We start from the raw sequence: 18,886 nt of genomic DNA, 5'->3' as shown, positions 1-18,886 counted from the left end.
AATATTACATGCGTTATTAGTAGATTCAGTGAATAAAAAAGGGTGCCGAAGCACCCTTTTATTGACCTGTTTGGCTTACCAGACGTAAGTCAGCAGGTTGTGTGAATCTGGCACCATGAAGTCCACGGACATCATCACGGACAGCGAGGTGATGGCCACAATCGAGAACACAAACAGCTTGCGCGCCCAGACTTTGTCATCTTCCACTTTGTAACCGCGCAGCGCCATACCGAGCCACCAGACGCTCACCGCAGCCGCTACCGCCAGATATTTATACCCAGCGTAACCACCCAGAGAGAGCATCAGCGTTGCCACGGCAAAGGCGATGATGTACAGCGTGATGTGGTTCTTGGCAACAGAAATGCCTTTCACGACCGGCAGAACCGGGATGTTCGCTGCCTGATAATCCTTAAAGCGGAAAATCGCGATGGCATAGGAGTGCGGCATCTGCCACAGGCTAAAGATAGCCAGCAGGATCAGCGCACCGCTGTCGAACTCGTTCGTGACCGCGCAGTAGCCAATCACCGGCGGCGCAGCGCCGGAGAGAGAACCAATCAGCGTGCCGTAGACGGAGTGGCGTTTCATATACAGGCTGTAGACGCCCACATACACCACGAACCCCATCACCCCCAGCCAGCAGGCCAGCGGGTTAGCACCAAACCACAGCAGCATAAAGCCAGCAATACCCAGCAAGGTGGCGTACACCAGCGAGACGGAAGGGGCGATCAGGCCTTTCACCAGCACCCGATTTTTGGTCCTTTCCATCTTCTTGTCGATATCCATGTCGATGTAGTTGTTAAATACACAACCGGACGCAACAACCAGTGACACACCGACCAGCGTGTAGATAAAGAGGGTGTAATCAATGCTGCCCTTAGAGGCCAGCAGGAACCCTCCGATCACGGAGATCAGGTTGCCAAAGATGATGCCTGGTTTCGTTACTTGCAGGTATTGCTTAAACATACTCGCCGCTCTTAGTGAACCATCATGTTGTAGTTGAGGTTCCACATAATCCAGATGGAACCGACTACCAGGATAGCGATGATAATCACGGTAAAGATAAAGGCGGTCATATTCCAGCCTTCATCGGACTTGGTGTTCATGTGCAGGAAGCAAACCAGATGCACCAGAATCTGAATCACCGCGGTCACCAGGATTGCACCCAGAATAACCGGCTTAGACGCAGAACCGCTCATCACCATCCAGAACGGGATCACCGTCAGGATGATCGACAGGATGAAACCTGTCATGTAGGTTTTTACGCTACCGTGGGAAGCGCCATGATCGTTTGAATGACTCATTACATCGCCCCCATCAGATATACAACAGAGAACACACAGATCCACACCACGTCCAGGAAGTGCCAGAACAGGCTCAGGCACATGATACGGGTACGGTTAGTGCTGGTCAGGCCGCGACGGGATACCTGGAACATCAGTACCGCCATCCAGATCAGACCAGAGGTCACGTGCAGACCGTGGGTACCGACCAGCGCGAAGAACGCTGACAGGAAGCCACTGCGATCCGGACCGAAACCTTCCAGAATCAGGTGATGGAATTCATAGATTTCCATCCCGATAAATCCAGCACCAAACAGCCAGGTCAACGCCAGCCAGGACACAACCTGGCTCTTGTTGTTTTTGTACATGGCGATAGCCGCCATGCCGTAAGTGATGGAGCTGAATAACAGCAGTGCGGTTTCAACCAGAACGAACGGCAGTTCAAAGATGTCCTTGCCAGCCGGGCCGCCCGCCGTGCCGTTCACCAGAACGGCGTAGGTCGCGAACAGACAGCAGAACAGAATGCAGTCGCTCATCAGGTAGATCCAGAAACCGAAGACTTTGGTCGGTCCTGTATCGTGGTGCGCATGTTCATGCGCGTGGGCAGTTGAGTGCGCCAGAGTATCAGTTGCCATTTTTCAGCCCCGCTTTAGAAATCTCGTCGAAATGCTGATTTTCCAGCTTCTCAACTTCACGGACTGGTACGTAGTAGTCCACGTCCTCGTCAAAGCTCTTCACAATCCAGCTGATTACGATGCCGGCGAAGCCAACAATCGCCATCCACCAGATGTGCCAGATCATTGCGAAACCAAATACCGTTGCGAAGGCGGCAATCACAATGCCCGCACCGCTGTTTTTCGGCATGTGGATTTCTTCGTAATGAGCAGGTTGCTTGTACGCTTCACCTTTTTCTTTCATTTCCCAGAATGCGTCGCGTTCATGAACCTGCGGCACGATGGCAAAGTTATAGAAAGGAGGTGGAGAAGAGGTCGCCCACTCCAGCGTACGGCCACCCCATGGGTCACCGGTCAGGTCACGGTTCTGGTCGCGGTCGCGAATAGACACGTAGAACTGAATCAGCTGAGACGCGATACCGCAGGCAATCAGCACCGCACCGCCCGCTGCAACCATCAGCATTGGGTGGAACTGCGGATCGATCTGCTGGCTCAGACGACGGGTCATACCCATGAAGCCCAGCACGTACAGCGGCATAAATGCTACGAAGAAGCCGATGATCCAGAACCAGAAAGCGCGTTTACCCCATTTTTCGTTCAGCGTGAAGCCGAACGCTTTTGGCCACCAGTAGGTTACGCCAGCGAAGCAGCCGAAGACCACGCCACCGATGATAACGTTATGGAAGTGCGCAATCAGGAACAGGCTGTTGTGCAGAACGAAGTCAGCACCTGGTACCGCCAGCAGTACGCCGGTCATCCCACCTACGGAGAAGGTCACGATGAAGCCGATGGTCCACAGCATCGCTGAGTGGAACACGATACGGCCCTGATACATGGTGAACAGCCAGTTGAAGATCTTCACCCCGGTAGGGATGGCGATAATCATGGTGGTAATACCGAAGAAGGCGTTTACGTTCGCGCCCGCACCCATGGTGAAGAAGTGGTGCAGCCAAACGATGAACGACAGAACGGTAATACACACGGTTGCCCACACCAGAGAAGTGTAACCAAACAGACGTTTACGCGAGAAGGTTGCCGCGATTTCGGAGAACACACCGAACACAGGCAGAACCAGAATGTACACTTCCGGGTGACCCCAGGCCCAAATCAGGTTGATGTACATCATCATGTTGCCACCCATATCATTCGTGAAGAAATGGGTGCCCAGGTAGCGGTCCAGGGTCAGCAGCGCGATGGTAACGGTCAGAATTGGGAAGGAGGCAATAATCAGGATGTTGGCGCACAGAGATGCCCAGGTAAATACCGGCATCTTGAACATGGTCATGCCAGGGGCACGCATCTTGATAATGGTCACGAAGAAGTTGATACCGGTCAGGGTAGTACCGACACCGGAGAGCTGAAGCGCCCAAATCCAGTAGTCGACGCCAACGCCCGGACTGTACTCAATTCCTGACAGCGGCGGGTAAGCCAGCCAGCCGGTCTGCGCGAATTCGCCCACACCCAGTGACAGGTTAACCAGGATAACGCCGACAACAGTGAACCAGAAGCTCAGGTTGTTCAGGAACGGGAACGCCACGTCGCGCGCGCCGATTTGCAGCGGAACGACAACGTTCATCAGACCGATAACCAGCGGCATCGCCACGAAGAAGATCATGATAACGCCGTGGGCGGTAAAGATCTGATCGTAGTGGTGCGGTGGCAGGAAGCCGGCTTCACCCGCAGAAGCGAGTGCCTGCTGGCTACGCATCATGATCGCATCCGCAAAGCCACGAATTAACATGACGATACCGACGATGCAGTACATGATACCGAGTTTTTTGTGGTCAACCGAAGTCAGCCACTCGTTCCACAGGTAGCTCCACTTACCGAAGTAAGTGATCAGGGCCAGTAAGGCCGCGCCACCAATGATAATTGCAGCCACCGTAACCACGATAATCGGTTCATGGTAGGGCACTGCATCCAGTGTCAATTTTCCGAACATTTTCTTCCTCGGCCCCTTAGTGAGCGGTTTCCGCGTGGCTCATGTCCATGCCTTCCATACCTTCGTGCGCGCTGTGCTCGCCTTCAGGCTGGGTCATGTCCATGCTCTTGCCGTGATCCATAAATTTGCCAATAACGTCTTTGAACAAATCAGGTTTCACATTAGAGAAGTACTCCACCTTGTTGTATTCGCTTGGTGCAGCCACTTTTTCGAACGCCGCCATGTCAGACATGGTGTTTGGAGACTGCTTCGCTTTTTCAACCCACTGGTCGAAAGCGGCACGGTCTGGCGTCGCAATAGCTTTGAACTTCATACCTGAGAAGCCCGGGCCGCTATAGCTGGCGGAGATACCATCATAGGTGCCTGCTTCATTCGCGATCAGGTGCAGGTTGGTCTGCATACCGGCCATCGCGTAAATCTGGCTACCCAGACGTGGGATGAAGAAGGAGTTCATTACGGAGTTGGAGGTCACTTTGAACTGAACCGGAGTGTTCGCCGGGAAGGCGATTTCATTCACGGTAGCAATACCCTGCTCTGGATAGATGAAGAACCATTTCCAGTCCATGGAGACCACTTCAATGGTAATAGGTTTCTCATCGTGAACCAGCGGTTTGCTTGGCTCAAGTGCGTGAGTGGTTTTCCAGGTCAGTACGGCAAGGAACAGGATGATCAGAATAGGTACCGTCCAGACCACAGCTTCCACTTTATTGGAGTGTGACCAGTTAGGGCTATACTTCGCATCTTTATTGCTCGCACGATACTTCCAGGCGAAACCAACAGCCATCAAAATGGCAGGAATAACCACAATCAACATCAGGCCAAAAGCCGTCAATATCAGTGAACGTTGTTCCAGTCCAATCTGTCCTTTGGGGTCTAGTAGTGCAGAATCGCAGCCACTGAGTAATACAGTGCCCGCGAATAATGACAACCATCCCAAACTTTTATTGTATTTCCCGAGTCTCATTTAACGACCTCAATTCCACGGAGTCTGGTGGCGTTTAAAGTGTGCGGGCATTTTACGGGAAGGTTACATTACTGTAAACATCATTAGGCCTGTGTCAGGAAGGTGTTACCGGGTTCTGCCGCACGTGTCACAAGTGTTGCAAATTATGTCGGTTTTTATGACCGAAGCCGCATGGCATGGGCTTTATAACGAAAGGACCCCCAAGCATACCCTAAAAGGGGCAATTGGTATAACCATTGTTGAAAATAAACAAAAAATTAACAATTAATTATCAATAAAAAGACATCTGAAAAACGAAAAATCAAACTCTCGTATGCTGAATCGTTTAATGAAAAATAGCGTTTTGGAATGGGAGCCAATAATTTCCAAATCTTATCCCGCACAAAACAACAAATATTTTTTTTGCGCCTGGCGGCTATTTCGCCGTTATAATTTCGGTTAGTGATTACAACGGGAAATAACCTTTCGCATTTTTCTTCAGGTCATCTGCGTTTTACGCAACGCCATGAAATCAAGCAGACCTCCGGTCAGGATCCCGGCGATAGCCAGCAGGGCGCCTGCGTCCAGCAGAAGGGCTTCGAAAGGGAGTACCAGAGAGGTGCTGGCATTGATAATAAGCACCACAAGCCAGAGCGCCAGAGCAATGCAACCCGCCATTAACAGACGCAGCGCAAAACGGTAGGCGCGGCGATATTCGGTGCGCGGCATAAAATGTTCTGTCCGCTGGGTATATTCCAGCGTCTGACGGCAGACCAGCAGCAATAAAATCCCCGGCACGGCAGCCACGACCGAGAAGAGATAAAATGTTGGCCAGCCGTGGGCTTCCACGAACCAGCCGGCAATCGGGCCAACGTACACGCGGCCAACTGCGGAAAGCGCAGAGAGCAGAGCGAACTGGGTAGCGGAAAACGACTTATTGCACAGGGTCATCAGCAGGGCAACAAACGCCGCGGTTCCCATGCCGCCGCAGAGGTTTTCGAAGAACACCGCCGCGGCCATGCTGATCGTATGTTTGTCGGTAATCGACAGCAGCCAGTAGCCTGCGTTAGAGGCGCCCTGAAGGATGCCGAAAATCAGCAGCGCGCGAAACAGTGTCAGGCGCTGCATCAGCACGCCGCCATAAAGCGCGCCGACAATCGTCGCAAACAGCCCCAGCGTTTTATTCACCACACCCACTTCACCGGCGTCAAAACCGACGCCCCGGATCAGGAAGGTGGTGGTCAAACTCATGGCAAAGGCATCGCCCAGCTTATAAAGGACGATGAGCAGCAGGATCAGCCAGGCGTTGTTGCGGCCAAAGAAGTCACGGAGCGGTTCGGCGACGGCCTGCTCCAGCGAGCGGGGAACCGGGATGACGTCACTCGGTTCGGGCGCGAACAGCGTCGCGATAATGCAGGGGATCAGCAGGGCGGCCATCAGCCAGTACATGCCCTGCCAGCCTAGGTAACGGTCGGCGAGCCACAGTGCCAGCCCGCCGGAGACCAGCATCCCGAGGCGATAGCCCAGCACGCTGATTGCCGCGCCGGCGCCGCGCTCTTCCGCAGGTAGCACGTCCGTCTTCCAGGCGTCGAACACGATATCCTGAGAGGCGGAGCAGAAGGCAATCACTACCGCAAGCGCGGCCATCCAGCGAAGCTGGGTGGTGGGTTCAAGAAAACCCATCGCCGCAATGGCCAGCAGCAGCAGGATCTGCGTCATCACTAGCCAGCCGCGTCGACGTCCGAGGAAAGGCGGCGTGTAGCGATCCATGACCGGAGACCACAGGAACTTAAAGACATAGGCCTGGCCGACAAGCGAGAAGAAACCGATGGTTTTAAGATCGATGTTCTCAACCGTCATCCACGCCTGAAGCGTGCCGGAAGTGAGTGCGAGGGGTAAACCCGAGGCGAAGCCGAGGATCAGCAGGATCGCTGATTTCGGTTGCTGGAAAATGCGTAAGTAATGGCTGGACATGTTCTTATAAAACTGACCCGGTGATACACCGGGTCAGAGAGCGGGATTAACGCGCGTTCTGCTTGATGAAGTCGTGAATGCTGGTGTCCTGCGCCATATCGGCGATGGTATCGGTCAGCACGCTGTTCACGGCGTTAGCAATGTTCTGGTTAGAAGCCTGGAAGGCACCTTCAACAGAGTAGCTGGCGCGGTAGTTTTTAGTCATCTTGTTGCCATTCTTCGCGGTGGCAATGATGGCGATATCCGCTTTGGTCGCAATGTTGTAGCGCACGTTGCCCTGAGACACGTCAGCGTACAGGTTATTCACGATGATCTGCAGATCAACCGCGCCGCTTGGGCCAATCATATAGCCGCGAGCGGTCATCTGTTTCTCCAGCACTTCCTGGAGCAGGAAGCGCAGGTCGCGGGAGGCGGTGAGAGTAACCTGCTGGTTATCGCGGGTCACTTTAGCCAGCGCCTGATCCTGACGCTGATCGGCACCGTTAATGCTCACGGTGACGCCCATCAGGCTTGGGTCCTGCTGAGGCAGAGTGATTTTTGGTGAGACATCAATGGTGGTAGGCGGGGTAGCACAGCCTGCCAGCATAAAAAGGGCTACCAACGGAAAGAAGAGTTTTTTTAACATTTTCGGGTTCTCAACGAATCGTAAGCATATAAAGAGAAAAATTGCCGCCATCATAACATCGCCAACGGCGAGGGGAAGTGGTCAACGCATGTAAATTCATCGCCTTGTCCGAAAACTGACCAGTTCACCGTTTTTCCCAATCCGTGTATGACAAAACGTATGAGTCTCACAGTGAACTTCATTCGTTTGAATGAGAAAATCAGACGAAAGCTAAATATTTGTTGTCAAGGTGTAATGGAAACGGTAAAAGCGGCTAACATTTAAAGGGATGGGTGACATCCTGGCGTTGTCGGAGGAGTAATTTCATGATGATACGTGAGCATATAGAAGATAAATTAAGGGCAGCGTTCAACCCTGTGTTCCTCGAAGTCGTCGACGAAAGCTATCGTCATAACGTGCCGGCAGGTTCTGAAAGCCACTTTAAAGTGGTTCTGGTTAGCGATCGCTTCACGGGAGAACGTTTCCTGAATCGACATCGCTTGATCTACAGCACCTTGACGGAAGAACTCTCCACGACCGTGCATGCGCTGGCACTGCATACCTACACCATTAAGGAATGGGAAGGCCTGCAGGATACGGTTTTCGCATCGCCGCCCTGTCGCGGTGCAGGCACTATCGCCTGATAAATCGGATTTGCAACGGCTGGAGCTTTTCCAGTATGTTGCTTACAGATTTCCTCAAAACGGCCTCCGGGCCGTTTTGTTTTGTCTGAGTTTTGAGCGGATGGTGCGATTTTAAGGCTAAAAATAGCCTTAAAGTGTGAAAAAAGCCGCAGCAACATGCCCCAACCGTTCTCGACTCACCTAAGTGATGCCGCTATAATGCCGCGTCTTATTGAATGTCTTCGGGATGATTCTGGCGACAGGGAATGTGAATCTGCACTAAGAGAGCATCCCGGTATAACAGACAGATTCAGAGTTGACCGAGCACTGTGATTTTTTTGAGGTAACAAGATGCAAGTTTCAGTTGAAACCACTCAAGGCCTTGGCCGCCGTGTAACGATTACTATCGCTGCTGACAGCATCGAAACTGCTGTGAAAAGCGAGCTGGTCAACGTAGCAAAAAAAGTACGTATTGACGGCTTCCGCAAGGGCAAAGTACCAATGAATGTTGTTGCTCAGCGTTATGGCGCTTCCGTGCGTCAGGATGTGCTGGGTGAACTGATGAGCCGTAACTTTATTGATGCGATCATCAAAGAAAAAATCAATCCGGCCGGCGCGCCGAACTACGTTCCAGGCGAATACAAACTGGGCGAAGACTTCACCTACTCCGTTGAGTTCGAAGTGTACCCGGAAGTTGAGCTGAAAGGTCTAGAATCTATCGAAGTTGAAAAACCAGTTGTTTCCGTGACTGACGAAGACGTTGACGGCATGCTGGATACCCTGCGCAAACAGCAGGCGAACTGGAAAGAGAAAGAAGGCGCTGTTGACGCTGAAGACCGTGTCACCATCGACTTCACCGGTTCTGTAGACGGCGAAGAGTTCGAAGGCGGTAAAGCGTCTGACTTCGTACTGGCGATGGGCCAGGGTCGTATGATCCCAGGCTTCGAAGACGGTATCAAAGGCCACAAGGCTGGCGAAGAGTTCACCATCGACGTGACCTTCCCGGAAGAATACCACGCTGAAAACCTGAAAGGGAAAGCAGCGAAGTTCGCTATCAACCTGAAAAAAGTTGAAGAGCGCGAACTGCCAGAACTGACTGAAGAATTCATCAAGCGTTTCGGCGTGGAAGATGGTTCCGTAGCGGGTCTGCGTACCGAAGTACGTAAGAACATGGAACGCGAACTGAACGGCGCTGTACGTAACCGTGTGAAATCTCAGGCGATCGAAGGTCTGGTGAAAGCCAACGAAATCGACGTTCCAGCTGCCCTGATCGACAGCGAAATCGACGTTCTGCGCCGTCAGGCTGCACAGCGTTTCGGTGGCAACCAGCAGCAAGCGATGGAACTGCCACGCGAGCTGTTCGAAGAGCAAGCGAAACGCCGCGTTGTTGTTGGCCTGCTGCTGGGCGAAGTAATTCGTACCCACGAGCTGAAAGCTGACGAAGAGCGTGTGAAAGGCCTGATCGAAGAGATGGCTTCTGCATACGAAGATCCATCAGAAGTGATCGAGTTCTACGGTAAGAACAAAGAGCTGATGGACAACATGCGCAACGTTGCCCTGGAAGAGCAGGCTGTTGAAGCGGTACTGGCGAAAGCGAAAGTGACCGAAAAAGCGACCTCTTTCAACGAACTGATGAACCAGCAGGCGTAATTTCGCCCAACGGTTTAAAGTTTGAACAGAAAACCCGTTGCCTTGCGGCAGCGGGTTTTTTTTATCGCAGCGATAGCCCAGGAAGAGTGCTAAAACGCCCTTTCGGTGTTAGCGTAACAACAAAAGGTTGTTATGCTTGAAATAGGGCACTGTGAACCCCATAAGTACGTAATCATGATGAATGAGACTGGCTGATAATCCGTCCGTAAGGTTACAATCAGTACAGCAGGTGTTTTCAATTTTGATCCAGGAGACGGAAATGTCATACAGTGGCGAACGAGATAACTTTGCACCCCATATGGCTCTGGTGCCAATGGTTATTGAACAGACCTCACGTGGTGAGCGTTCTTTTGATATCTATTCCCGTCTGCTCAAGGAACGCGTTATCTTTTTGACCGGCCAGGTGGAAGACCACATGGCTAACCTGATAGTGGCGCAGATGCTGTTTCTGGAAGCGGAAAACCCGGAAAAAGACATTTACCTGTACATTAACTCCCCGGGTGGCGTGATTACAGCAGGAATGTCCATTTATGACACCATGCAATTCATCAAGCCTGATGTAAGCACTATCTGTATGGGTCAGGCTGCATCAATGGGCGCGTTCCTGTTAACAGCAGGGGCGAAAGGTAAGCGTTTCTGCTTGCCAAATTCCCGCGTGATGATTCACCAGCCGCTGGGCGGTTACCAGGGGCAGGCGACGGATATCGAAATCCACGCCCGCGAAATTCTGAAAGTAAAAGCGCGCATGAATGAACTTATGGCGCAGCATACGGGTCAACCACTCGAGCAGATCGAGCACGATACCGAGCGCGATCGCTTCCTCTCTGCTCCAGAGGCAGTTGAGTACGGCTTAGTCGACTCCGTGTTGACCCATCGTAATTGATGCCCGCGACGCGAGTGTGCCGCTATACTAAGGTAGGGCGGCACGCTGCTGATTGCAGCTTGCGTCTTAGAATGGCATTTGCGTCGTCATGTGCGGCACAAAGAACTTAAAAAGAGGTTTGGACTCATGACAGATAAACGCAAAGATGGTTCGGGCAAACTGCTGTACTGCTCTTTTTGCGGCAAAAGCCAGCATGAAGTGCGTAAACTGATTGCCGGGCCGTCCGTGTATATCTGCGACGAATGTGTCGATTTATGTAACGACATCATTCGCGAAGAGATTAAAGAAGTCGCACCGCACCGTGAGCGCAGCGCGCTGCCAACGCCGCATGAAATTCGTCATCACCTTGACGACTACGTCATCGGACAGGAGCAGGCCAAGAAAGTGCTGGCGGTAGCGGTCTATAACCACTACAAACGTCTGCGTAACGGCGACACCAGCAATGGCGTAGAACTGGGTAAAAGTAACATTCTGCTGATCGGCCCAACCGGTTCCGGTAAAACGCTGCTGGCTGAAACCCTGGCGCGCCTGCTTGATGTTCCGTTCACGATGGCGGATGCCACCACCCTGACCGAGGCCGGTTATGTGGGTGAGGACGTCGAAAACATCATTCAGAAACTGCTGCAGAAGTGCGATTACGACGTACAGAAAGCCCAGCGCGGGATTGTTTACATCGATGAGATCGACAAGATCTCCCGTAAATCTGACAACCCGTCCATTACCCGTGACGTATCGGGTGAAGGCGTACAGCAGGCACTGCTGAAGCTGATTGAAGGTACGGTTGCTGCCGTTCCGCCACAGGGTGGTCGTAAACATCCGCAGCAGGAGTTCCTGCAGGTTGATACCTCCAAGATCCTGTTCATCTGTGGTGGCGCGTTTGCTGGTCTGGACAAAGTCATCTCCCACCGTGTTGAAACCGGCTCCGGCATTGGTTTTGGCGCCACGGTGAAATCGACATCCGAAAAACCAAACGAAGGCGAACTGCTGTCTCAGGTTGAACCGGAAGATCTGATCAAATTCGGTCTGATCCCTGAATTCATCGGCCGTCTGCCGGTTGTGGCAACGCTGAATGAGCTGAGCGAAGACGCGCTGATCCAGATCCTGAAAGAGCCGAAAAATGCGCTGACCAAGCAGTATCAGGCGCTGTTCAATCTGGAAGGCGTTGATCTGGAATTCCGCGACGAAGCGCTGGATGCTATTGCCAAGAAAGCGATGGTCCGTAAAACCGGTGCGCGTGGTCTGCGTTCAATTGTTGAAGCGGCACTGCTCGACACCATGTACGATCTGCCGTCGATGGAAGACGTTGAGAAAGTGGTGATTGACGAGTCCGTCATTAGCGGTCAAACCAAGCCGCTGCTGATTTACGGCAAACCGGAAGCGCAGCAGGCATCTGGCGAATAATTAACCAAATCATACAAGCAGTTAATCAAAAAGGGGGGATTTTATCTCCCCTTTACTTTTTCCGTATTCATAGCGTTGAATGTGTGGGAAACATCCCCATATACTGGATACATGTTAATGGTTATGTGAAGCACAGTGACATGACCAGCTTACCTGGCGGACACTAACTAAGAGAGAGCTCTATGAATCCTGAGCGTTCTGAACGCATTGAAATCCCCGTATTGCCGTTGCGCGATGTGGTGGTTTATCCGCACATGGTCATACCCTTATTTGTAGGGCGGGAAAAATCTATCCGTTGCCTTGAAGCCGCCATGGATCATGATAAAAAAATCATGCTGGTCGCGCAGAAAGAAGCATCAACGGATGAGCCGGGTGTAAACGATCTTTTCACCGTCGGGACCGTGGCCTCTATTTTGCAGATGCTGAAGCTGCCTGACGGCACCGTGAAGGTGCTGGTAGAAGGCCTGCAGCGTGCGCGTATTACTACTCTGTCAGATGACGGCGAGCACTTCTCTGCAAAGGCAGAGTACCTTGATTCGCCTGAGCTTGATGAGCGCGAACAGGAAGTGCTGGTTCGCACCGCGATTAGCCAGTTTGAAGGCTATATCAAGCTGAACAAGAAAATTCCACCAGAAGTGCTGACGTCGCTGAACAGCATCGACGATCCTGCGCGTCTGGCGGACACCATCGCTGCACATATGCCGCTGAAGCTGGCTGACAAGCAGTCCGTGCTGGAAATGTCCGACGTTAACGAACGTCTGGAATACCTGATGGCGATGATGGAGTCTGAAATCGATCTGCTGCAGGTTGAGAAGCGCATTCGTAACCGCGTGAAAAAGCAGATGGAGAAATCTCAGCGTGAGTACTATCTGAACGAGCAAATGAAGGCCATTCAGAAAGAACTGGGCGAGATGGACGACGCGCCGGACGAAAACGAAGCGCTGAAGCGTAAGATCGACGCGGCGAAGATGCCGAAAGAGGCGAAAGAGAAGGCTGAAGCAGAACTGCAGAAGCTGAAAATGATGTCTCCAATGTCGGCTGAAGCGACCGTTGTACGCGGCTACATTGAGTGGATGGTGCAGGTTCCGTGGAACGCCCGCAGCAAGGTCAAAAAAGACCTGCGTCAGGCGCAGGAAATCCTGGATACCGACCACTACGGTCTGGAACGCGTGAAAGACCGCATTCTTGAGTACCTCGCGGTACAAAGCCGTGTAAACAAAATTAAAGGCCCAATTCTGTGCCTGGTTGGACCGCCGGGGGTGGGTAAAACCTCTCTGGGTCAGTCCATCGCCAAAGCGACCGGACGTAAGTATATCCGTATGGCGCTGGGTGGCGTACGTGATGAAGCGGAAATCCGCGGTCACCGCCGTACCTACATCGGTTCTATGCCGGGTAAACTGATCCAGAAGATGGCGAAAGTGGGGGTTAAAAACCCGCTGTTCCTGCTCGATGAGATCGACAAGATGTCGTCGGACATGCGTGGCGACCCTGCGTCTGCACTGCTGGAAGTGCTTGATCCAGAACAGAACGTAGCGTTCAGCGATCACTACCTGGAAGTGGACTACGATCTGAGCGATGTGATGTTCGTGGCGACCTCCAACTCCATGAATATTCCGGCCCCGCTGCTGGACCGTATGGAAGTGATCCGTCTCTCCGGTTATACCGAAGATGAGAAGCTGAACATCGCTAAGCAGCACCTGCTGCCGAAACAGATTGAGCGTAACGCGCTGAAAGCCAACGAGCTGACCGTCGAGGACAGCGCGATTATCGGCATCATTCGCTACTACACCCGTGAAGCGGGCGTGCGTAGCCTTGAGCGTGAAATCTCGAAACTGTGTCGTAAAGCGGTGAAACAGCTGCTGCTGGATAAGAGCCTGAAGCACATTGTGATTAACGGCGACAATCTGCATGCCTATCTCGGCGTTCAGCGCTTCGACTACGGTCGCGCGGACAACGAAAACCGCGTTGGTCAGGTGACCGGCCTGGCATGGACGGAAGTGGGCGGCGATCTGCTGACCATCGAAACCGCCTGTGTCCCTGGCAAAGGCAAGCTGACCTACACCGGCTCGCTGGGTGAAGTGATGCAGGAATCCATCCAGGCAGCGCTGACCGTGGTGCGCGCGCGCGCGGAGAAACTGGGTATCAACCCTGATTTCTACGAAAAACGCGACATCCACGTGCACGTTCCGGAAGGGGCGACGCCGAAAGATGGCCCAAGCGCGGGTATTGCTATGTGTACCGCTCTGGTTTCCTGCCTGACAGGTAACCCGGTGCGTGCCGATGTGGCAATGACCGGTGAAATTACGCTGCGTGGTCAGGTTCTGCCGATTGGTGGTTTAAAAGAAAAACTGCTGGCGGCACACCGCGGTGGGATCAAAACCGTATTGATCCCTTACGAAAACAAACGCGATCTGGAAGAGATTCCGGACAATGTGATTGCCGACCTGCAGATCCATCCTGTGAAGCGAATTGAGGAAGTTCTCAGTCTCGCACTGCAGAATGAACCCTCCGGAATGCAGGTTGTAACCGCAAAATAGTGACCTCGCGCAAAGAGCGTCAATAAAAACAAGGCTGGTAAGTCATTTCGCACTTGCCAGCCTTTTTTTGTATAGCTAATTTAGATTGCTGATTAGGTCCGTCATCAACAACGGGTGTTGTAAGGTCATGGCAGGCCTGATATAACTGCTGCGCGGTCGCGTTGTGAAGGATTCAGGCGCGATATAAATTATAAAGAGAGGAAGAGAACAGTGAATAAATCTCAACTGATTGACAAAATTGCTGCGGGTGCTGATATTTCTAAAGCTGCAGCTGGACGTGCGTTAGATGCCTTAATTGCTTCTGTTACTGAATCTCTGCAGGCTGGGGACGACGTTGCACTGGTAGGTTTCGGTACTTTTGCTGTTAAAGAGCGTGCTGCCCGTACTGGCCGCAACCCTCAGACCGGTAAAGAGATCACCATTGCTGCTGCTAAAGTGCCGGGTTTCCGTGCAGGTAAAGCGCTGAAAGACGCAGTAAACTGATTGCTTTCCCGTTTCAGGGAAGCCGGAAAGTACAAGGGCGCATCATTTGATGTGCCTTTTTTGTTTGTCCAGACCTGATTTGTGCGAGTTTATGCGAGTTGTGGGCTGACAATCGCCCCGTTTTCTTGTCACAATACGCCTTCACGCGCGACGGGCAGGATTTTCCGTCAGCGTCAGGTAACCAGTCACCTACAGCGGAGTGTTGTTACACCATGATGGACAGCTTACGCACGGCTGCTAACAGTCTCGTGCTCAAGATTATTTTCGGTATCATTATCGTGTCGTTCATATTGACCGGCGTGAGCAGTTACCTTATTGGCGGTGGCGCAAACTATGCCGCAAAAGTGAATGGCCAGGAAATCAGCCGTGGTCAGTTCGAGAATGCTTTTGCCGGTGAACGTAACCGTATGCAGCAACAGCTGGGCGACCAATTCTCTGAACTGGCGGCGAACGAAGGGTACATGAAGACCCTGCGCCAACAGACACTGAACCGTCTTATCGACGAAGCGCTGCTTGATCAGTATGCCAAAAAACTGGGCCTTGGCATCAGCGATGAGCAGGTGAAAAAAGCCATCTTCTCCACGCAAGCCTTCCAGTCTAACGGTAAATTCGACAACGCGCGTTACAACAGCATCGTCAATCAAATGGGGATGACGGCCGACCAGTACGCTCAGGCGCTGCGTAACCAGCTGACCACCCAGCAGCTCATCAATGCCGTCGTGGGCACCGATTTCATGCTCAAAGGTGAAACGGATGAACTGGCCGCGCTGGTGGCGCAGCAGCGTGTTGTACGCGAAGCGACCATTGATGTGAACGCCCTGGCGGCGAAACAGCAGGTGAGCGACGCTGACGTCAACGCTTACTACGAGCAGAACAAGAATTCCTTTGTTTCTCCAGAGCAGTTCCGCGTAAGCTACATCAAGCTGGATGCGGCCGCGCTGCAGGAAACCGCGTCTGATGCTGAAATCCAGTCTTACTACGATCAGCATCAGGATCAGTTCACTCAGCCGCAGCGTAACCGCTACAGCGTAATTCAGACGAAAACCGAGGCTGATGCTAAAGCGGCGCTGGATGAGCTGAGCAAAGGCGCTGATTTCGCGACCGTTGCGAAAGCGAAATCCACCGACATTATCTCTGCGAAAAACGGCGGTGATATGGGCTGGCTGGAAGATGCGACCACGCCTGACGAGCTGAAAAATGCCGGTCTGAAAGAGAAAGGCCAGCTTTCTGGCGTCATTAAGTCTTCCGTTGGTTTCCTGGTCGTGCGTCTGGACGACATCACCGCGGCGAAAACCAAGCCGCTGGCTGACGTTCGTGATGATATCGCGGCGAAAGTGAAACAGGAAAAAGCGCTGGATGCCTACTACGCGCTGCAGCAGAAGGTAAGCGATGCTGCCAGCAACGACAACGAATCTCTGGCAGGCGCAGAGCAGGCGGCTGGCGTGAAGGCGGTTGAGACAGGCTGGTTTGGTCGTGACAACCTTCCGGAAGAGCTGAATTTCAAACCGGTTTCCGATGCCATCTTCAACGGTGGTCTGGTGGGCGAGAACGGTACGCCGGGCAGTAACTCTGACATCATTACCGTCGACGGCGATCGTGCGTTTGTGTTGCGCGTCAGCGAGCACAAGCCAGAAGCGGTCAAACCGCTGGCGGAAGTGAAGGATCAGGTCGTCGCTCAGGTTAAGCACAACAAAGCGGAACAGCAGGCGAAACTGGATGCTGAGAAGATTCTGTCCGATCTGAAAGCGGGTAAAGAAGACGCGCTGAAAGCGGCTGGCCTGAGCTTCGGTGAAGCGAAAACGCTGAGCCGTACCGGCCAGGACCCAATCAGCCAGGCCGCGTTTGGTCTGACTCTGCCTGCGAAGGACAAGCCAAGCTTTGGTACCACCACCGATACGCAGGGTAACGTCGTTCTGCTGGCGCTGGATGAAGTGAAAGCCGGTACCCTGCCAGAAGCGCAGAAGAAAGCGATGGTTCAGGGGATTACCCAGAACAATGCTCAGATTGCCTTCGAAGCCATGATGAGCAACCTGCGTAAAGAAGCCAAAATCAAGCTGGGTGATGTAATGACTCAGCAGCAGTAATTACGTGTCTGCTCGCAGATTTTCGTAACGCTCTGCAAAAACTAAAGGCCGCTTTCGCGGCCTTTTCCATTTCTGCAATCTGCTGTTTGTGCCGGTTTTAACTGGCGGCTATCGTGACGTGGCTGTCAACAAACAAGGAGATAACAGCATGAAATGTGGAATCAAAGCACTGTTAATTACGCTGGCTATTGCCACCACCGGGATGAGCGCGGGCGCGCTGGCGGCGACGCCTGCTGCCAAAGCACAGGCTACGCAGAGCAAGTCCGATGCGGCAGCGCCGGTGCAGGGGCAAACCAAAGCGACAGATGCCGGTAAAAATGCGGATGATGAAGGTACGCGGGTCAGTATCAATTCGGCCTCAGCGGAAGATCTCGCCCGTGCGTTGAACGGCGTGGGCCTGAAAAAAGCGCAGGCCATCGTCAGCTACCGCGAAGAGTATGGTCCTTTCAAAACGGTCGACGATCTCAAGCAGGTGCCGGGCATGGGCAGCGCGCTGGTTGAGCGCAACCTCTTACACCTGACGCTGTAATTACGCAATTTCTTGCACTGCGGCAAAATTTTGCCAGGATAAAGAGGTCATACCAGTTATGACCTCTCTTCCTACAATAACAGTAAAGGCTATTGCGCTATGCAGACAAAAATCAAAGTACGCGGTTTTCATCTCGACGTTTATCAGCATGTGAACAATGCTCGCTATCTTGAGTTTCTTGAAGAAGCGCGCTGGGACGGGCTGGAAAACAGCGAAAGCTTTCAGTGGCTGACCGCGCACAACATCGCGTTTGTGGTTGTCAATATCAACATCAACTACCGCCGTCCGGCCGTGCTGGGTGACGTGCTCACGGTAACCAGCCAGGTGCAACAGATCAATGGCAAAAGTGGCGTATTAAGCCAGGTGGTGACGCTCGATCCAGAAGGGCAGGTGGTCGCAGATGCGTTGATCACGTTTGTCTGTATCGATCTGAAAACGCAGAAAGCGCTACCGCTGGAAGGGGAATTGCGGGAAAAGCTGGAGTTGATGATCGTGTAAGACATGTTAAGGCGTACTCGTGCTGTCGACACCTGTTTGCGACAGCACGGTCAAGTAGCCCTATTTAAGACCGGTCTTTTTCTGCATCGCGGCCATCACGCCGGATTTATCGGCAAGATAGTGGTTCAGCCCGTTAGCGCGCAGATTACAAGCCGCGCACTGGCCGCAACCGTCGCCTTTGATACCGTTATAGCAGGTAAGCGTTTCGCTGCGAACAAGGTCCAGCTTGCCCCAGTAGTCCGCCAGCGCCCAGGTTTCGGCTTTATCCAGCCACATGAGCGGAGTTTCAAAGCGCGTCTCTTTCGCCATCCCCAGATTGACGGCGTGGTTTAACGCTTTTACGAACTCATCACGACAGTCCGGGTAGCCGGAGAAGTCGGTCTCGCACACGCCCGTGATCACCGCTTCGGCTTTTACCTGGTAGGCGTAGATCGCCGTCAGAGTCAGGAACAGGATATTACGGCCCGGCACGAAGGTATTTGGAATGCCGCTGGCATCGGGTTCATAGTCTGGCACAGGAATACTGTCGCGGGTGAGGCTGCTCACGGCCAGTTCATTTAACAGCGTAACGTCCAGCACCTTGTGCGCGCGTGCGCCCAGTTTCAGGGCTAGTTCACGGGCAACGTCGATTTCAGCGCGATGACGCTGACCATAATCGAAAGTGACACAGTGAACTTCATCGTACTGATGAAGGGCCTGGACCAGGCAGGTAGTAGAGTCTTGTCCTCCGCTGAACACGACGACGGCACGTTTCATAAATCATCTCGACTGTTACGGTAAA

At 52.8% G+C, this 18,886-nt stretch carries 17 protein-coding genes; 9 read left to right on the top strand and 8 right to left on the bottom strand.

The genetic code is table 11. From position 1 onward, the window contains the following. Positions 1-75: 75 nt before the first annotated feature. The 7 genes from cyoE to AC27FC_RS09335 form a co-directional block, all read right to left on the bottom strand. Positions 76-963, bottom strand: a complete 888-nt coding sequence (gene cyoE / locus AC27FC_RS09365) for a heme o synthase (protein ID WP_013095848.1) — start codon at positions 961-963, stop codon at positions 76-78. A gap of 11 nt (positions 964-974) precedes the next feature. Then, a complete protein-coding gene (locus AC27FC_RS09360) occupies positions 975-1,301 on the bottom strand; it encodes a cytochrome o ubiquinol oxidase subunit IV (RefSeq protein ID WP_006176899.1) in 327 nt (108 codons plus the stop codon). Beyond that, the gene (locus AC27FC_RS09355) at positions 1,301-1,915 is read right to left on the bottom strand and encodes a cytochrome o ubiquinol oxidase subunit III (RefSeq protein WP_023334703.1); all 615 of its coding nucleotides are present in this window, start codon (positions 1,913-1,915) and stop codon (positions 1,301-1,303) included. Before AC27FC_RS09355 ends, AC27FC_RS09360 begins: the two co-directional genes overlap by 1 nt. Beyond that, complete coding sequence (cyoB, locus tag AC27FC_RS09350) at positions 1,905-3,896, bottom strand: cytochrome o ubiquinol oxidase subunit I (RefSeq protein ID WP_014168864.1); 1,992 nt, start codon at positions 3,894-3,896, stop codon at positions 1,905-1,907. Before cyoB ends, AC27FC_RS09355 begins: the two co-directional genes overlap by 11 nt. Positions 3,897-3,912: 16 nt before the next feature. Continuing rightward, positions 3,913-4,860: a cytochrome o ubiquinol oxidase subunit II gene (gene cyoA / locus AC27FC_RS09345; protein WP_014882770.1), complete on the bottom strand. Its 948-nt coding sequence runs from the start codon at positions 4,858-4,860 to the stop codon at positions 3,913-3,915. Positions 4,861-5,337: 477 nt separating this feature from the next. After that, positions 5,338-6,813 carry a muropeptide MFS transporter AmpG gene (ampG, locus tag AC27FC_RS09340; RefSeq protein WP_033144772.1) on the bottom strand — a complete coding sequence of 492 codons (1,476 nt, stop codon included), beginning with the start codon at positions 6,811-6,813 and terminating at the stop codon, positions 5,338-5,340. A gap of 46 nt (positions 6,814-6,859) precedes the next feature. Then, complete coding sequence (locus AC27FC_RS09335) at positions 6,860-7,438, bottom strand: lipoprotein (protein ID WP_023310568.1); 579 nt, start codon at positions 7,436-7,438, stop codon at positions 6,860-6,862. Positions 7,439-7,743: 305 nt separating this feature from the next. On the opposite strand from AC27FC_RS09335, the gene bolA reads away from it, so the two are divergent. From bolA to AC27FC_RS09290, 9 genes are all read left to right on the top strand, one after another. Beyond that, positions 7,744-8,061, top strand: coding sequence for a transcriptional regulator BolA (gene bolA, locus AC27FC_RS09330; RefSeq protein ID WP_021241655.1), 318 nt, complete (start codon positions 7,744-7,746; stop codon positions 8,059-8,061). 330 nt (positions 8,062-8,391) lie between these two features. After that, entirely contained in the window at positions 8,392-9,690 is a 1,299-nt protein-coding gene (tig, locus tag AC27FC_RS09325; RefSeq protein WP_023310569.1) for a trigger factor, read from the top strand. Between the two features lie 259 nt (positions 9,691-9,949). Continuing rightward, on the top strand, positions 9,950-10,573 hold the full coding sequence (clpP, locus tag AC27FC_RS09320; RefSeq protein ID WP_196354760.1) for an ATP-dependent Clp endopeptidase proteolytic subunit ClpP: 624 nt from the start codon (positions 9,950-9,952) through the stop codon (positions 10,571-10,573). 126 nt (positions 10,574-10,699) lie between these two features. Next, entirely contained in the window at positions 10,700-11,974 is a 1,275-nt protein-coding gene (gene clpX / locus AC27FC_RS09315; RefSeq protein ID WP_023310570.1) for an ATP-dependent protease ATP-binding subunit ClpX, read from the top strand. 182 nt (positions 11,975-12,156) lie between these two features. After that, positions 12,157-14,511 (top strand): endopeptidase La, encoded by a 2,355-nt coding sequence (gene lon / locus AC27FC_RS09310; protein WP_023334706.1) that lies wholly within the window; start codon positions 12,157-12,159, stop codon positions 14,509-14,511. A gap of 210 nt (positions 14,512-14,721) precedes the next feature. After that, positions 14,722-14,994 carry a nucleoid-associated protein HU-beta gene (gene hupB / locus AC27FC_RS09305; protein ID WP_002444653.1) on the top strand — a complete coding sequence of 91 codons (273 nt, stop codon included), beginning with the start codon at positions 14,722-14,724 and terminating at the stop codon, positions 14,992-14,994. A 212-nt stretch (positions 14,995-15,206) separates the two neighbouring features. Beyond that, a complete protein-coding gene (gene ppiD / locus AC27FC_RS09300) occupies positions 15,207-17,078 on the top strand; it encodes a peptidylprolyl isomerase (protein ID WP_196354759.1) in 1,872 nt (623 codons plus the stop codon). Between the two features lie 148 nt (positions 17,079-17,226). Beyond that, complete coding sequence (locus tag AC27FC_RS09295) at positions 17,227-17,607, top strand: helix-hairpin-helix domain-containing protein (protein WP_196354758.1); 381 nt, start codon at positions 17,227-17,229, stop codon at positions 17,605-17,607. Between the two features lie 99 nt (positions 17,608-17,706). Continuing rightward, positions 17,707-18,105, top strand: coding sequence for a YbgC/FadM family acyl-CoA thioesterase (locus AC27FC_RS09290; protein ID WP_032646165.1), 399 nt, complete (start codon positions 17,707-17,709; stop codon positions 18,103-18,105). A 60-nt stretch (positions 18,106-18,165) separates the two neighbouring features. On the opposite strand, the gene queC is transcribed toward AC27FC_RS09290, so the two are convergent. Further along, the gene (gene queC, locus AC27FC_RS09285; RefSeq protein ID WP_023310577.1) at positions 18,166-18,861 is read right to left on the bottom strand and encodes a 7-cyano-7-deazaguanine synthase QueC; all 696 of its coding nucleotides are present in this window, start codon (positions 18,859-18,861) and stop codon (positions 18,166-18,168) included. Positions 18,862-18,886: the final 25 nt, after the last annotated feature.

The sequence above is a fragment of the Enterobacter sp. C3_dUdeg genome, from assembly GCF_057536195.1.
Note: the sequence above shows the minus strand (reverse complement) of the source record. Positions and strands in the feature narration are given on the sequence as shown.

Excerpts from the sequence above, each read along its gene's own strand:
- ampG (WP_033144772.1), bottom strand. The coding sequence starts at position 6,813 with ATGTCCAGCCATTACTTACGCATTTTCCAGCAACCGAAATCAGCGATC.
- clpX (WP_023310570.1), top strand. The coding sequence starts at position 10,700 with ATGACAGATAAACGCAAAGATGGTTCGGGCAAACTGCTGTACTGCTCT.
- lon (WP_023334706.1), top strand. The coding sequence starts at position 12,157 with ATGAATCCTGAGCGTTCTGAACGCATTGAAATCCCCGTATTGCCGTTG.
- AC27FC_RS09355 (WP_023334703.1), bottom strand. The coding sequence starts at position 1,915 with ATGGCAACTGATACTCTGGCGCACTCAACTGCCCACGCGCATGAACAT.
- ppiD (WP_196354759.1), top strand. The coding sequence starts at position 15,207 with ATGATGGACAGCTTACGCACGGCTGCTAACAGTCTCGTGCTCAAGATT.
- cyoB (WP_014168864.1), bottom strand. The coding sequence starts at position 3,896 with ATGTTCGGAAAATTGACACTGGATGCAGTGCCCTACCATGAACCGATT.
- AC27FC_RS09360 (WP_006176899.1), bottom strand. The coding sequence starts at position 1,301 with ATGAGTCATTCAAACGATCATGGCGCTTCCCACGGTAGCGTAAAAACC.
- queC (WP_023310577.1), bottom strand. The coding sequence starts at position 18,861 with ATGAAACGTGCCGTCGTCGTGTTCAGCGGAGGACAAGACTCTACTACC.
- clpP (WP_196354760.1), top strand. The coding sequence starts at position 9,950 with ATGTCATACAGTGGCGAACGAGATAACTTTGCACCCCATATGGCTCTG.
- tig (WP_023310569.1), top strand. The coding sequence starts at position 8,392 with ATGCAAGTTTCAGTTGAAACCACTCAAGGCCTTGGCCGCCGTGTAACG.
- cyoA (WP_014882770.1), bottom strand. The coding sequence starts at position 4,860 with ATGAGACTCGGGAAATACAATAAAAGTTTGGGATGGTTGTCATTATTC.
- AC27FC_RS09295 (WP_196354758.1), top strand. The coding sequence starts at position 17,227 with ATGAAATGTGGAATCAAAGCACTGTTAATTACGCTGGCTATTGCCACC.
- bolA (WP_021241655.1), top strand. The coding sequence starts at position 7,744 with ATGATGATACGTGAGCATATAGAAGATAAATTAAGGGCAGCGTTCAAC.
- cyoE (WP_013095848.1), bottom strand. The coding sequence starts at position 963 with ATGTTTAAGCAATACCTGCAAGTAACGAAACCAGGCATCATCTTTGGC.
- AC27FC_RS09290 (WP_032646165.1), top strand. The coding sequence starts at position 17,707 with ATGCAGACAAAAATCAAAGTACGCGGTTTTCATCTCGACGTTTATCAG.
- AC27FC_RS09335 (WP_023310568.1), bottom strand. The coding sequence starts at position 7,438 with ATGTTAAAAAAACTCTTCTTTCCGTTGGTAGCCCTTTTTATGCTGGCA.